Below are 15,592 nucleotides of genomic sequence, written 5' to 3'. Positions count from 1 at the left end.
ATAAAAATTTAGATGTTTGATAAATTAGAATTGATAAAAAAAAAATATTTAAAAAATCAAAAAAAAATATTAGAAAACCCAAAAAATTTTCAAAATATCGATTTATTAAAAGAAATAAATAAACTGCAAAAAATTGTTTTGGTTTATGAAGAATATATTCAATTAGACAAAGAATATAAAAAAATAAAAAAAATATTATCTAAACAAAATTGTCAAATTTGGGATGAAGAAATAATTAAATTATTAGAAACAGAAAAAAATAATTTAAATAAAAAAATACAAAATAAAACTCATCAATTAGAAAAATTATTATCTCCAGAACAATATAACATAGAAGATAAACAAAATGTAATTATAGAAATCAAAAAAGGTATCGGAGGACAAGAATCTAACTTATTTGTAGCAGATTTATTTAGAGCTTATAAAAAATATATAGAAGATAAAAAATGGAAATTAGAAATAATAAATCTATCATCCACTCCTAAAGAAGGAATTTCATCTGTTGAATTTTTAATTAACGGAAAAAATGTTTTTTATTATCTTAAATATGAATCCGGAATACATCGGGTACAACGTATTCCAAAAACAGAAAATAAAGGGAGAATACACACTTCTACAGCTAAAATATTAGTAATCCCTAATGATGATAATCATCCTAAAATAGAAATCAATTGGAATGATATTAGAGTAGATACTTTTAATGCTAGTGGACCCGGAGGACAATCCGTTAATACAACAAAATCAGCAGTAAGATTAACACATTTACCTACAGGTATTAGCACAGCGTGTCAAACAGCTAAAAGTCAACATGAAAATAAAGAAAAGGCTTTGAAATTATTAACTAATAAAATTTATTATCAAAAACAATCCGAACAAAAACAAAAAAAAAATCAAATAAAAAAAGATTTAATAGGAAAAAGCGATAGAAGCGAAAAAATAAGAACTTATGACTATCCCAATAATAAAATAACAGATCATAGAATAAATTTATCAATATATAAATTAAATGATTTTATGGAAGGAAATATGGATTTAATTATAAAACCTTTAATAGATGAGTTTCAACAACAAAAATGGAAAGATAACTTTTAAATAATTTATGAAAAACTTAAATAACATAATTATTTTTCCCACAGATACTGTCTACGGAATGGGCGCGCCTTGGCATGACAATCAAAGTTTAAATCAAATTTACAAATTAAAACAAAGAGCTCTAAACAAACCGATGGCTCTTTTATTTTATAATTTAGAACAAATAAAAAACATTATACAAATCAATAACCAAATAAAAAAAATATCTAAAAAATTTTGGCCAGGACCTTTAACTTTAATAGTTAATACTAACAAAAAATATTCCCAAATAACTAAAGAAAATAAAATTGGTATCAGAATGCCAAATCATCCTATAGCTCTTGAAATATTAAAAAAAGAAGGACCTTTAAAAACCACTTCTGTGAATAAAAGTGGACAACCACCTTTAAATAATTTTGAAATTATTAAAACACTTTACCAGTACAAAGTAAAAAAAATATTTCCCAATAATTATAATTCATCTAACATACCCTCTACAGTCATAGAAATAATTAATAATAATTTTAAAATATTAAGAATAGGATCTATCAATATAAAAGAATTCATTGCAACTTTTAATGATCAAAAATAATAAATTTGCATTATTTTAATTTAAAAATCCTCTAAATTTTGATTATAAATAATTAGTTGAACAAAAACATCTGAACATTCTGAAAATTTAATAACACCTATTTTTAATTTATAAAAAAATTTAAAATTTAACAAAAATAATTTATAAACAAATTCCATATTTAAATTATTAATTTCTTTTAAAAAAAATGAAGTTTTAGCGAAAGAAAATTTGCACCAAGAAGATATCGACGAAACATTACTATTGTTTAAAGAATAAAGATAAATTAGAATTAATTCTTGTAATGTTTTTATTATTTGGAAAAAAATAGTAAAAAAATTTTGAAATTTATCTGTCAAATGAACAAATAATAAATAACTTTCTAAAGTATTTTTAGCTACTAATAATTTAATTAAAGAAAAAATATTTTGATCTGATTCATAAAAAATTAATTCTTTAATTATGCAAAAATCATCAATTATTTTATCCTTGAAATAATAAGATTTTATTTTGTTTATTTCTTGTTCTAATAAAAATAAATCACCTCGATAATAATTAATTAATTCTTTAACTAAAATATTTATATCAAAAGATATTTTAAAATTATCATCTTCAAATGATTTCAAAATATAATTGTATAAATCTCGAGAACTATTAATTGCAAAAACTTCTTCTACATTCATAAAAGATTTTAATTTATTATATAAATACGGAAAATTAACACTATTGAATTCTAAACTAATAAATAAAATAATATTTTTTTGGGGTTTTTCAAGAAAATCAAACAAGAAAGATAAATCTACTTTATTTTTCGATTCTAATAAAACAGAAATATTTTCTATAAAAATAATTTTTGTATTTAAAAAATAATTAAAAGTATATAAATGCTTTTGAATATCAGAAATAATTTTAGAATATTCAACAGCATCAAACTTAAAAAACCAAAAAGAATAATTTTGTTCAAAAGATAGAGAAATAATTTGTTGTTTTCTTTTTTCCAAAAAAAATAACTGTTTATAACATAATAAAGTAGTAGACAACACTTATTAATTCACCTCTATTAATAAAAAAATCAATCAGAATCAATAGCACGAGGATGACATTTTAAATAAATTTTTTTTAGATGTTTTTGACTTATATGAGTATAAATTTGAGTAGTAGTTATATCTTCGTGGCCTAAAATTTTTTGTAAAATTCTTAAATCCATGCCATTTTCTAATAAATGTGTAGCAAAAGAATGTCTTAAAGTATGAGGAGAACACGAAGATACTTTAGCTAATGAAATATTCTTTTTAAAAATTTTATAACAACCTTGTCTAGATAAGCGAAAACCTTGATAATTTAAAAAAACCCAATCATTCTTTTTATCTTGAAATAATTCAAACAAAGGTCTAATCTTTTTCAAATAATAATTAAATAATTTTGAAACGTGTTTGGTTATTGGTACTAACCTTTCTTTATTGCCTTTACCAATAATAAAAATCTGAAATTTTTCCAAATATAAAGATGATAAAGTTAAATTTAAAATTTCAGATATTCTTAGTCCTGAACTATACATTAATTCGAACATTAATTTATCACGAAAACTTATAACAGAAGAATTATTATTTTTTAGTTTATTTAAAAAAATAATAATTTCTTCAGAAGATAATACAATTGGTAATTTTCTAGTAATTTTAGGTATTTTCCAATTTTCAACAATATTTTGATTTATACATTTATCTAACAACCAAAAAAAATGTAGTTTTTTAATAACAATAATCTTACGAGCTATTGTTCTACTACTTAAATTATTATTTTTGGAAATATAATTAAGAAAATCAGAAACATGATTTTTTTTTATTTTTTTAGGATGATTTAATTTCAAAATATGAAATAAAAAATTTAAATATTGTTTAGTATCAGTTAAATAAGCTTCTATAGTATTGTGTGATAATAATAATTCCTGTAATAAATAAATTTTAAATTTTTTCAAAGTATTTTCAATCATTATATTCACAAAAAATTCCTTAATTCAAAAATTATTAAACTAATCATTATTAATATTTCAAATAATTAAATACATAAAAAAAGTTGTTAAAGGTATTTTAACAAGATTAGTTAAAAAAATAGATTCCCAATAAAATTCTTGTGTTGTGGCATAAATTAAAAAAGTAGCAATAATAGAAATGAAATAATTAAATATACAAGTAATCAAAGAAATATCCTTTTTTTTATATATATATAAATATTTAGAAATAATATCTATTCCACCTGTAGAACCACCAATTCTAATGCAAATTCCACCAATAACACCAGTTATCAAAGAAACCATAAAAACTCTTAATAAGTTACTAAACCAAAACTTCCCCTCGTAATCGAAAAGACCAAAAACATTTTGCATTTTGTTCCAAACAAGTCCATTGTTGCCGTTAACTAAAATAGTTAAAATAGTTAAAAAAAGAAAAATAAAAATAGTATTGAAAAGAGTAGTAATATTAAATTTAATATCTAGTTTAGGAAAAGCAATAAAAATGAACAAAATAAAATTAACTAAAAGATAAAAAAATGCTGCAAAAACACCTACAAATAAAGGATTTTGTTTAAAAATAGTAAAATTACTTTTCAAAACTTTTGCAATAGCATCGCCAATGCCGTGAACTCCTGTAACATATAAATTTATTTTATAATTACCACTAACAAAAAGAATATCAGCTAAACAATAAAAAAAACATAAAAATATATTGATTAAAATGAAATTAAAATTAATTTTTTTATTTTGAGAAAGAATGTTGGTATTTTCTTCTTTTTTAATCACAAAAATAACCTTTTCTAATTAATTTATAATATTTTTTTACCAAACCAGAAAGCAATTAAATCAAAAATCCAATTTTTTTATAAAAAATCAGAAAATAAATTTAGATGTATTTATATGTGTAGATTATATCATAATATAACTCAAATCCAAAAAATTTTCTATTTAATATTTCTATTAGAAAATTTTTTAAATGCTAAAAATACACAATTTTAAATAATCAAAAAAATATTTTAATTAATATATATATCCTATTAAAAATTATTAAATAGAATATTTAATTCCTAAAATTTCTCTGATTTTATTGACTTTTTGTTGAGATATAGTATTAGCTTTAAAAGCTCCATTAGATAAAGTATTTTCTAAAATAAAATCATTAATAATATTTTTAAAATTATTTTGAATAATTTTAATTTTTTCTACAATCAAAAATGCTAATTTTATTTTAAAATCTCTATAAGAATAATTAGAAAATAAAAATTCTGCTTGAGAAATTTCAATACCTTTCAAACCTGCATAAATTGTTAATAGATTAGAAATTCCGGGTTGCATTTGAGGATCATACTTTATTTTACCTATATTATCAGTTACCGCTTGCATAACTTTTTTTTGGATATTATTCAAATCTTCTAATAAAAAAATACAACCTTTATCTTGATCTTTATCCAAGAAACTACTTTTACTCATCTTTTTATCAGGATTAGTCAAAGAATTAATAGTATAACCTATGTTTAAAAATTCTGGAATTTTAAAAAAATTTCCATACAAAGAATTAAAACGAATAGCTAGATCACGAGTCAACTCTAAATGTTGTTTTTGATCTTTTCCGACTATAACTATATCAGCATCATAAAGTAAAATATCAGATGCCATTAAAATAGGATAAGTTAAAAGAGAAACTTTTACATTTGATGATTTGTTTTTGTTTTTTTCTTTAAATTGAATCATTCTATTTAATTCGCCTAAATAAGTATTACATTCTAAAATGTAACTTAAATATGTATGAGCAAAAATATCTGATTGAAGAAAAAAAATAGTTTTAGATAAAGATAAACCAGAAGATAATAAAATAGCTGTCATATTCCGTATTACTTGTTTTAAATCAAATTCTTTAGAAAAAGTTGTTAAAGAATGTAAATCAGCAATAAAAAAATAAAATTCATATTGTTCAGAAAATTTTTTTTGCATCAATATCAAAGGTTGAATAATACCAAGCCAATTGCCTAAAGTCAAATCTCCACTAGGTTTTATTCCAGTAATAATAATTTTTTTTTTTAAAAATTTACTATTCATAAATAAAAATCCTTTTTTAATTTAATTGATTTATTTTTAATTCTAAAAATAATGTAAAAAAATACAGAAAATAATATAAATAAAACAAATTCTCTCAAAAAAACTGCTATTTTTCCGCTAAAATAATTAATTCCTAAAATAGGTTCTCCAAAAACTTTAGTTTTATGAAGATTATAATCGCATTGAATATTCGGATAAGGAAACCAACATTTGTCAAATGTGCAATTAACATCTAAAAAAGTTTTAAGAGGTTCTAATAAACATAAAAAATAAAAAAACAAATAAATTAAAGGATGAATAAAAGACAAAAAAATTTCTTTAGTTTTAATTTTAGATATTTGTAAATAAATAAAAATTATAAAAAAATTTAAGGGAATAATAGTATGCTGAATAATACTCAAAAAATGACTTTCATAAATATTTTTAAAAAATTTTGAATTAAAAAAAATATTTTTTTGAAAATAATTCCAAAAAACATTAAAATCATTATATTCTGTCCAAATAGGAGCAAGTATCATATTGTAAACAAAAAAGGTTAATAAAGAATTAACTAGTGTTATTAAAACAAAAATTTTTTGTTTTTCTTTATTTTCCATTCCAACTAAAAAAATACATAAAATAGATAAAATAGATAAAATCATTTGATTAGTAAAAAATCTATAATGAAAAAATATTTTTTTAAAAATTTTTTTTATATCAAAAATATCAACTTTATAAAAAATAATGATAAATATATCGGAAAAAATAGCAAATATTAATAAGAATAAAAGTAATTTAAAAATAAATTTATTTTTAATATTTAAAAAATTAACAGAATTGCTTTTATATTTTATATTTATTGAATTTTTAATCATACAATTATTAACTATTTTTTTAATTTAATTAAAAACCTTTCTAATTTTTTTAAAAAACATACAAAATTAATTTAAAAAATTAATAAAATTTTATATTTTATTTTATAATTTCACTTTTCTAATTTTTATTAAAATAAAAAATTTGATTAATAATTTTCAATATTGTTTTTTTTAAATTATATAATATAAAAAAATATTTTTTGAATAATAAAATATAAAATATTATTTTTTTATTTTATTTTCGCTTATATATCCAATTATAATTTGATTTCATTTTTTTAATTTACTTATTTAAATAAAAAATATTTAAATATTTAATTAAAATTTTCAAAAACTTGATAAAAAAATGTGAATAAGTTTTAAGTAAAAATTCAAAAAATATGTATTGGGCATCTTTTTTAATTATAAAAAAAATTTTTTTTTGTGAATAAGTAATGTGAATAAGTGTCCTTAAGAATCGGATTTTAAGTTTTTTTACATATTTTTAGTTTTTTCTAAATTCATTTTTTAAAAAATTTATTGATTTTTTATTAAAAATATTAAAAATTCAAAATCAAAATGTGAATAAGTTTTGAATAAGTAGGGTGTTTTTTCTAATAAAATGTGAATAAGTATCTTTAAAATGTGAATAAGTATCTTTAAAATGTGAATAAGTATGGTTAAAATGTGAATAACTTTTAGATTTTAACTTAAATAAGTTATGATTAATTCTATATTTTTAATTAATTTTAATTTTTTAATACTTCGAATACATTCAATAATAATAAAGAAATAAGAATAAATAAAAATAAATATATAAATTTATAAATATTTTTAAAAATTATAATTAATATATAAAAAAGATATATATAAAAATATATACATTTTTATAAAAATATTATTTAAATATTTTAAATAAAATATTTTTTTTATTAAATTTTATAAAAAAGAAAATGAAAAAATATTTCATTTAACATGTAATGAAAATAATAATTAAAAAAATATTTTTTGAATAATAAAATATAAAATATTATTTTTTTATTTTATTTTCGCTTATATATCCAATTATAATTTGATTTCATTTTTTTAATTTACTTATTTAAATAAAAAATATTTAAATATTTAATTAAAATTTTCAAAAACTTGATAAAAAAATGTGAATAAGTTTTAAGTAAAAATTCAAAAAATATGTATTGGGCATCTTTTTTAATTATAAAAAAAATTTTTTTTTGTGAATAAGTAATGTGAATAAGTGTCCTTAAGAATCGGATTTTAAGTTTTTTTACATATTTTTAGTTTTTTCTAAATTCATTTTTTAAAAAATTTATTGATTTTTTATTAAAAATATTAAAAATTCAAAATCAAAATGTGAATAAGTTTTGAATAAGTAGGGTGTTTTTTCTAATAAAATGTGAATAAGTATCTTTAAAATGTGAATAAGTATCTTTAAAATGTGAATAAGTATGGTTAAAATGTGAATAACTTTTAGATTTTAACTTAAATAAGTTATGATTAATTCTATATTTTTAATTAATTTTAATTTTTTAATACTTCGAATACATTCAATAATAATAAAGAAATAAGAATAAATAAAAATAAATATATAAATTTATAAATATTTTTAAAAATTATAATTAATATATAAAAAAGATATATATAAAAATATATACATTTTTATAAAAATATTATTTAAATATTTTAAATAAAATATTTTTTTTATTAAATTTTATAAAAAAGAAAATGAAAAAATTTTTATATAATAATAGTTAGTGTGAATCGATTAATTATTTTTCCTTTTAAAATTATTTTATTTAAAAATTTTTAAAAAATAATTAAATTTTATATATTTAATTTTTTTATATATTAAAAATTTTAATAATAAATTAAATAATCTAAGAGAATTCAAATTTTTTAATTTATTATTAAATTTATTTTTTCTTAAATCCAATTTTTATTTTTTTGTTTTAAGTTTAAAAATTTATTTATGTTATATAATAGAGTTATTGAAAAAAATTATAATAAATTCGAATTTTAAATAATAAAATTAATAGGTGATGGTTTTGAAGATTGTTTATGATGGTTTAAAACAAGGTAATGTTTATGATTTTGTAAAAAAATTAAATTATCCTAGTCAACATATATCAGAATTTGTTGATAATAATGATAAAATTATTTTAGTAATTAAAACAGTTGGTTTCGGAGAATTATCTAAAGAAGCTAGAGATTTTTTGAAAAAATATTCTCATTTAGTTATAGGTTTGGCTTCTTCTGGTAATAAAAATTATGGTTTTAATTATGCTAGATCTGGAGATGTTGCTTCTAAGGAATTCGGTATCCCTTTAATTATGAAGTTTGAAGGGAAGGGTTTTTCGGAAGATGTTCAAAAATTAAATAAATGGATTGAAAATTATAATAAATCAGGAGTTAATATAGGAGTGAGTTTTAGTTTGGATTATAAATATAAAAATTCTTTTAATAATCAAAATAAATGTTTTGATAATAATTCGATTCCTCATTGGATCATTTTGAATAATCAAATTATAGATGAAGATGGTAATATTAAGGATCTTAATAAAGATTTAGAGGCTTTAGAAAGTTATTTATCTAAAGAAATTAAGCCTAAATTAAAGAAGTTTGATAATTTATCTGATAAATTAAAATTTTTAATTGATAACGAATATTATGAAGAAGATTTTTTAAAATTTTATTCTTTCGATCAAATTCAAGAAATTTACAAAATAGCATATGATTATAATTTCCGTTTTAATTCTTTTATAAGTGCTTATAAATTTTATAAAGATTATTCTTTAAAAACTAGGGATAAAAAGAATTATTTAGAAACTTATGAAGATCGCTTAGTTATTAATTCTTTATATCATGGATCTGGAGATTTTGAATTGGCTAAGAAATTAATTAATAGTTTAATCAGACAAAATTTTACTCCAGCTACCCCTACTTTATTAAATAGTGGACTTAAAAAAAGAGGAGAATTTGTTTCTTGTTTTCTTTTAGAGGCTGGAGATTCTTTAAATGATATATCTCGTATTATAGAATTTACTATGCAATTGTCTAAAATAGGTGGAGGAGTTTCGATAAATTTATCTAATTTAAGAGCTAAAGGAGAATCTATCAAAGGAATTGCTAATGCATGTAAGGGTGTGATTGGTGTAGCTAAAATTTTAGACTATGTTTCTCGTTATGCGGATCAAATGGGACATAGATTAGGAGCTGTTGCTATTTATTTGAGTGCTCATCATGCTGACATTTTAGATTTTTTAAATTCTAAAAAATTGAATGCAGATGATGATATCAGATTAAAAACTCTATCTTTAGGTGTTGTAGTATCTGATAAAATGATTTCTTTAGCTAAAGAAAATAAAATGATGGCTTTGTTTTATCCTCATAGTATTTACAAAAAATATAAAATTAATTTTGCAGATGTTAGTGTTGAAATGGATAAATGGTATGATATTTTGGTTAATGATTCTGATATTGATAAAAAATTTATAAATCCTAGAAATTTATTAGAAACAATTGCTCAATTACAAGGTGAATCTGGTTATCCATATATTATGTTTTGTGATAATGCTAATAAACAAAATACTTCTAGCCAAAAAATTAAATTTTCAAATTTATGTACAGAAATATTACAACCTTCTTTAACTTCTCATTATGCTCCTTATGATCAAAGAGATAAAGATATGATTGGCATGGATATTTCTTGTAATTTATCTTCTGGTCATATGGGTAATATGATTAAAAACAAAAGTATTAAAGAGACTGTTTTTTTAGCTATGGAATTGATGAATTCAGTTTCTATAAAAAGTAATATTCATTATGTTCCGGGAGTATGTAAAGCTAATAAATTAAATAGAAGTGTTGGTTTTGGAATGATGGGTCATCATAGTTTTTTAGTAGAAAATATGATAGAATTCGGCAGCGAAGAAAATTTAGAATTGATTGATGTTTTTTTTAATGCTGTTAATTATTATTCCTTATTGCATTCTAATTTGAAAGCAAAAAAAACAGGCCAAAAATTCTTTAACTTTGAAAAATCAACTTATGCTAGTGGCGAATATTTTAAAAATAGAAAAGCTATTATGCCTACAATTCCGAAAATCAAAAATATTTTTCAAGATATTGAATTGCCTACTAACGAAGATTGGGATGAACTACGTAAAAATATTATGGAGTATGGTTTATGGAATTCACATAGATTAGCTATAGCTCCTAATGGTTCGATTGGATATGTTATGTCTACCACATCCTCTCTAACGCCTATCAAACAATTAGTTGAAGAAAGAACTTATGGAAATTCTAAAACTTATTTTCCAGCTCCTTATTTGTCTGATTTTTCTTTTATGTACCAAACTGCTTATCAAATTGATAAATTTAAATTAATAAATGTTATAGCGGTTGCGCAAAAACATATAGATCAAGGTATTTCTTTGGAATTATGCATTAATTCTGATATGAATACTAGAGAATTGCAAAAACTTTATTTATACGCTCATCATAAAGGAATAAAAACTCTTTATTATACTAGAACTCGAAAATTAAAATTATCCGAATGCGAAGCATGTTCTATTTAATTATTTTTTTTATATGAAAAAATATTCCCTAAGGAGAAAATGATTATGTCATTGTCGGTAAGACAAGTTTTAGATAAAGTGGTAGAGGAATTGTCTTTAAGGTGTAGTCCAGAAGTGTTTAAAGCTAATTTTATTAATATGAAAAATCCTTATAAAATAGAAAAAAACACTATTTTTATTTTGGTTAGTGATTTTATTAAAACTAAAATTATTTTAATGAATTATTTAGATTTAATTAATGAAATTTCTAAAAAATATTCTGATAATGACATTTTTTTTAAATTTTTGTCTGACAAAGATTTGTTAACTAATTCTGATAAAAGCAATATCATAGATACTAATAATTCTGATAATTTTGATAAAAATAAATCTTTAAATATTGATTCTTTTGATTTGAAAGAATTTAATTTGAATTATAATGATAATTATTCTACTGGTTTGGAAGCTAAATATAATTTTGATAATTTTGTTATAGGGGAAAGCAATGATTTTACTTTTCGAATCGCTAAAAAAACTGCTAATGAAGAAATATTATTAAGAGCTAATCCTTTGTATATTTTCGGAGATGTTGGTTTAGGTAAAACTCATTTAATGCATGCTATAGGTAATTTTATGATTCAAAAAAATACCAATAAAAAAATTTTGTACGTGAAAGCTGAAGGATTTATGGAAGAATTCACTTCTAAATTAAAACAAGATAAAATGGACGAGTTTCATTTTAAATATCGAAATTTAGATGTTTTATTAATAGATGATATTCAAATGATGGAAAATGCTAAATATACACAAATAGAGTTTTTTAAGCTTTTTGATCATTTGAATTCTCAACGTAAACAAATAGTTATTACCAGTGATAAACCTGTAACTCAATTAAAAAAAATTATGGGTAGATTAACAAATCGTTTTCAATCAGGTTTAGTAGGTGACATTAAGAAACCTGATCAACAACATTGTTTAAGGATTATTCAGAAAAAGTTATTATTAATGCCAAGTAATTTAAGAAATAAATTGAATAAAGAAGTTTTATATTTCATTTCTTCTCATTTTGGCGATAATATTCGTGAATTAGAAGGAGTTTTATTGCGTTTATTGAATTATACCCAAATTTATGGTTTCGAAATGAATTTAACTAATTCATTAATCGCTTTAGAACCTCTTTTAAAGAATAAAAATAATATTTCTCCTGAAGAAAATGATATTAGGAAAATTCAGAAAGTTGTTAGCCGATCTTTTAATATTAAAGTAAGTGATTTAAATGGTCATTCAAGAGATCCCCAATATTCTTTGCCTCGCGATATAGCTATTTATTTAATTAAAAAGAGAAATAAAATTTCTAATGAAATGATAGGATTTTTATTTAATAAAAGGCATTATTCGACTATTTCAAAATCTTATCAGAGAATTAAAAACAAAATTAAAGTAGATCAAAATTTAGAACAAAATATTCAGAAAATAATGTTAAAGTTAAATAATGATAATCTGGCTTTGGAGGGTTAATTCAAACAATTATGCATTTAGAAATTACAAAGGAAGTTTTATTACACTATTTATTACAAATTTATAAAATACTTCCGCCTAAAACTCTTTTTCCTATTTTTCATTATATTAAAATTAAAACTTTAAATAATGTTTGTTATTTAGAAGCAATGGATTATAATAAAAACATTCAATTACAAATTAAAGATACTGATTTATCAATTAAAAAAAACGGTTCTTTAGTAATCATAGGCAAATATTTAGTTGATATTATCAAAAAAATTGATTCTTGTTCGTTAGAAATGACTCTTGTAGAAGATTATTTATTATTTATTAATTCTAAAAATTCTGAATATAAATTAAAAGTTATTGATTTGCAATTTTTTCCACCTGTTAGTTTCGATTTTGAATCTGATAAATTTTTAATTATTAAAAATGAATTTTTAAAAAAAATTATCAAAGAAGTTAATGTTGCTGCTTCTCGCGATAAACAACAAAAAACTCTCATGGGAGTTAATTTTATTTATGAAAATTCTATTTTAAGAGTTTTAGCTACAGATACTTTTCGGATTGCGCAAAAAGAAATACAATTAGATTTGGATTATTTCGATTTTAACATTACTGTTTCTTATAAAAATTTAGAAGAATTATATAAATTATTAGATTATCAAAAAGATGAGTTTGTTCGCATATCTATTAATAAACAAAAAATGATTTTGCAATGTGACAGTTTATTGTTTCAAACTACTCTTTTAGAAGGTAAATATCCTGCGTGGCCTATTATTAAGGCTAGTTCTTTTCCTTTTTTTGTAAAAATAAATAGATTAGATTGTTTAAAAACTTTAGAAAGAGTTTCTTTAGTTTTAACTAAAGAAGAGAATATTTTTTCTAATATTATTAGATTGTATATTAGATTAGATAATGTTATAGAAATTTCAGCTAATAGTGATGAAATTGGTCAAGCTTCGGAACAATTAAAAGCTAGTGAGGTTTTTGCTAAAGAAAATGTGGAAACTTTTTTAAATGTTCAACATTTAGAAGATATTTTAAAGGTATTTACTGTTAAAGAATTCAAAATTATTTTTGATAGTTTTGCGACATCTTTTGTTATTTGTAGCGAAGAAGATGCTAGTATATTGTATTTGGTTTTCCCTGTTATTGGCCGGAATTAATATATTTAAAATAAAAACATGGTGATTTATTAATATGATGGATTATCTAAAAAAAAGCGACATTGCGATATACAATTTAATTTTAAAAGAACAAAAAAGACAAAAAAATTGTTTAACATTAATTGCTTCTGAAAATTTTACATCTTCAGCTGTTTTAGCAGCTCAAGGAAGTATATTAACTAATAAGTATGCAGAGGGTTATCCTGATAAAAGATATTATAATGGTTGTAATTGTGTTGATGAAATTGAAAAAATAGCGATTCTAAGAGCTCAACAATTATTTAATGTTAAATATGTGAACGTTCAACCCCATTCAGGAACTCAAGCAAATATGGCTGTTTTACAAGCTTTATTGAAACCTCATGATGTTATTTTGGGTATGTCTTTAGATGCAGGAGGACATTTAACTCATGGTTCTGTTTTAAGTTTTTCTGGTATTTTTTTTCGTTCTTTTAGTTATAGTGTTTCTCCGGAAACAGAAATTCTTGATTATGAAAATATTCTGAAAATAGCTTATCAGGTGAAACCAAAATTAATTATAGCAGGAGCTTCTGCTTATTCTAGAAAAATTGATTTTGTAAAATTTCGTCAAATTGCTAATAAAGTTAATGCTTATTTAATGGCAGATATTGCTCATATAGCGGGATTAGTAGTAAGCCAGTTGCACCCTTGCCCTTTACTCGCTAAAGCCGATGTAGTTACTTCTACTACTCATAAAACTCTTAGAGGTCCTAGAGGAGGAATTATTTTAACAAATAGTTTGGAAATAATTAATAAAATTAATAAAGGAATTTTTCCTGGAACACAAGGAGGACCTTTTATGCATACTATTGCCGCTAAAGCTGTTTCTTTTCAAGAAGCTTTAAAAGATGATTTTATATTATATCAAAAACAAGTTGTTAAAAATTCTTTGTGTTTAGCTGATCGTTTGATAAGTTTAGGTTATCGTGTAATTAGTGGTACTACAGAAAATCATTTATTAACAATTGATGTTACTTATAATAATCCACAATTAAATGGTAAGATTGCAGCAGATGTTTTGCAAAAAATTAATATTATAGTTAATAAAAATTTTATTCCTTTTGATAAAAATAAAGGTTTTTATCCTTCGGGGATTCGACTAGGAACTGCTGCTATGACTACAAGAGGTTTTAAAGAAATAGAATTTATTAAAGTAGCTGATATGATAAATCGCGCTTTGATAAATTATCAAAATGATATTATTTTGGGGCAAATAAAAAAAGAAGTTTTAACCTTAATTGCTAAATATCCTTCTTTAGATTATTAAATATTAATATAATTTTAATGTTATTAATTATTTTAAATTTAATTTTAATTTAAATCTTGTGAATATGTTAAAATGTATTGGTATGTTTTTCTAAAATCTTAATTATAAATATTTTTTATTTTTATTTATTATAAAAATACTAATTTATTTACTTAGAAAGGATTGATTTATGAAAAAGACTATTCAACATCCTAATTTTTATGAAATTGAAGTTGCTTGTGCTACTTGTCATAAAAAACATAAAATCGGAACTACTGTAGAAAAAATAAAAATCGAAACTTGTTCTAATTGCCATTCTTTTTATACTAATTCACAATCTTTTGTTACAGTTGCCGGTAGAATTGATAAATTTTATAAACGCTATGGTAAATCATCGGGCGCCAAAGAGGCCTAAATTTCTTGCTATCTAACCAATAGCCAGGGCCGATAAACCCTGAAAGGATATGGTCGGTCAGTCAAACGAAAGAATGTCGGATTATAGCAGACCATAAAAGCGGATTGC

At 21.1% G+C, this 15,592-nt stretch carries 12 protein-coding genes; 7 read left to right on the top strand and 5 right to left on the bottom strand.

The features are described from left to right. Positions 1-12: 12 nt before the first annotated feature. A complete protein-coding gene (gene prfA / locus OC705_RS01080) occupies positions 13-1,092 on the top strand; it encodes a peptide chain release factor 1 (protein WP_304512496.1) in 1,080 nt (359 codons plus the stop codon). Positions 1,093-1,099: 7 nt separating this feature from the next. Next, positions 1,100-1,663, top strand: a complete 564-nt coding sequence (locus OC705_RS01075; RefSeq protein WP_304512497.1) for an L-threonylcarbamoyladenylate synthase — start codon at positions 1,100-1,102, stop codon at positions 1,661-1,663. A 20-nt stretch (positions 1,664-1,683) separates the two neighbouring features. On the opposite strand, the gene OC705_RS01070 is transcribed toward OC705_RS01075, so the two are convergent. The 5 genes from OC705_RS01070 to OC705_RS01050 form a co-directional block, all read right to left on the bottom strand. Next, positions 1,684-2,682: a DNA polymerase III subunit delta gene (locus OC705_RS01070; protein ID WP_304514024.1), complete on the bottom strand. Its 999-nt coding sequence runs from the start codon at positions 2,680-2,682 to the stop codon at positions 1,684-1,686. A gap of 32 nt (positions 2,683-2,714) precedes the next feature. Then, positions 2,715-3,632 carry a tyrosine-type recombinase/integrase gene (locus tag OC705_RS01065; protein WP_304512506.1) on the bottom strand — a complete coding sequence of 306 codons (918 nt, stop codon included), beginning with the start codon at positions 3,630-3,632 and terminating at the stop codon, positions 2,715-2,717. Positions 3,633-3,689: 57 nt separating this feature from the next. Continuing rightward, on the bottom strand, positions 3,690-4,439 hold the full coding sequence (locus OC705_RS01060; RefSeq protein WP_304512499.1) for a YitT family protein: 750 nt from the start codon (positions 4,437-4,439) through the stop codon (positions 3,690-3,692). A 261-nt stretch (positions 4,440-4,700) separates the two neighbouring features. Next, positions 4,701-5,729 carry a tryptophan--tRNA ligase gene (gene trpS, locus OC705_RS01055; RefSeq protein WP_304512500.1) on the bottom strand — a complete coding sequence of 343 codons (1,029 nt, stop codon included), beginning with the start codon at positions 5,727-5,729 and terminating at the stop codon, positions 4,701-4,703. Beyond that, a complete protein-coding gene (locus OC705_RS01050) occupies positions 5,726-6,583 on the bottom strand; it encodes a hypothetical protein (protein ID WP_304512501.1) in 858 nt (285 codons plus the stop codon). The genes trpS and OC705_RS01050 overlap by 4 nt, the downstream gene beginning before the upstream one ends. Before the next feature lie 2,033 nt (positions 6,584-8,616). Here OC705_RS01050 and nrdE point away from each other — a divergent pair. From nrdE to rpmE, 5 genes are all read left to right on the top strand, one after another. Further along, positions 8,617-11,154: a class 1b ribonucleoside-diphosphate reductase subunit alpha gene (gene nrdE, locus OC705_RS01045; RefSeq protein ID WP_304514023.1), complete on the top strand. Its 2,538-nt coding sequence runs from the start codon at positions 8,617-8,619 to the stop codon at positions 11,152-11,154. A gap of 45 nt (positions 11,155-11,199) precedes the next feature. Then, positions 11,200-12,651: a chromosomal replication initiator protein DnaA gene (gene dnaA / locus OC705_RS01040; protein ID WP_304514022.1), complete on the top strand. Its 1,452-nt coding sequence runs from the start codon at positions 11,200-11,202 to the stop codon at positions 12,649-12,651. Between the two features lie 11 nt (positions 12,652-12,662). Then, positions 12,663-13,802 (top strand): DNA polymerase III subunit beta, encoded by a 1,140-nt coding sequence (gene dnaN, locus OC705_RS01035; protein WP_304512504.1) that lies wholly within the window; start codon positions 12,663-12,665, stop codon positions 13,800-13,802. Between the two features lie 37 nt (positions 13,803-13,839). Next, on the top strand, positions 13,840-15,090 hold the full coding sequence (gene glyA, locus OC705_RS01030) for a serine hydroxymethyltransferase (protein WP_304512507.1): 1,251 nt from the start codon (positions 13,840-13,842) through the stop codon (positions 15,088-15,090). A gap of 169 nt (positions 15,091-15,259) precedes the next feature. Beyond that, positions 15,260-15,484, top strand: coding sequence for a 50S ribosomal protein L31 (rpmE, locus tag OC705_RS01025; RefSeq protein ID WP_304512505.1), 225 nt, complete (start codon positions 15,260-15,262; stop codon positions 15,482-15,484). The last annotated feature ends 108 nt before the right edge of the window (positions 15,485-15,592 follow it).

It is taken from the genome of Candidatus Phytoplasma fabacearum (assembly GCF_030586805.1).
Classification (GTDB): domain Bacteria; phylum Bacillota_I; class Bacilli_A; order Acholeplasmatales; family Acholeplasmataceae; genus Phytoplasma; species Phytoplasma fabacearum.
This window is presented reverse-complemented; position numbering and strand designations above follow the sequence as displayed.